The organism is Polaromonas sp. P1_G1, from assembly GCF_056405595.1.
Genome location: NZ_JBFUBU010000170.1, coordinates 1 through 479 on the forward strand (window position 1 = coordinate 1; position 479 = coordinate 479).

General features: G+C 59.3%; 1 protein-coding gene. It reads left to right on the plus strand.

Translation table 11 applies throughout. From position 1 onward, the window contains the following. Nucleotides 1–176: 176 nt before the first annotated feature. A partial coding sequence (locus AC1D1Y_RS26315) for an urease accessory protein UreE (RefSeq protein WP_477684940.1) occupies nucleotides 177–479 on the plus strand: 303 nt, incomplete at its 3' end.

The following is a 479-nucleotide window of genomic DNA, read 5'->3' on the forward strand; positions in this document are numbered from 1 at the left end:
GTACGAAACACCAAGCCCTGAATGTCCTGCGATGCGTCAGTTGGACCGCGCTCACTGTCGGTTGGCTCCCTATCCTGGTTTCCACCGTGAATTTTGTCCGTCGTCATGGAATACCTCTTGTCCATTGCATTGTGCAGATAATCTCTATAACCAACATCCCCGCCATCGGCAAGCCCATGTTTCAAGTCTCCAAATGCATTCCCCAAGGCCAGGGCCTGGCCTCCGTCCTGCTCAAACGCGCGGCCACGGTCGAACTCGACTGGGATGTGCGCCAAAAAAGCCGCTTTGACGCCATGGATTCCCAAGGCCGCGCACTGGGCGTGTTTCTGCCGCGCGGCACGGCAGTGCGCGGTGGCGATGTGCTGGTGGCCGAGGACGGTTCACTGATCAAGGTGATCGCAGCACCGCAAGCCGTGCTGAAGATCACCCACTGCCATGCACACGGCACCCCATTTGACCTGATCCGCGCGGCCTACCAC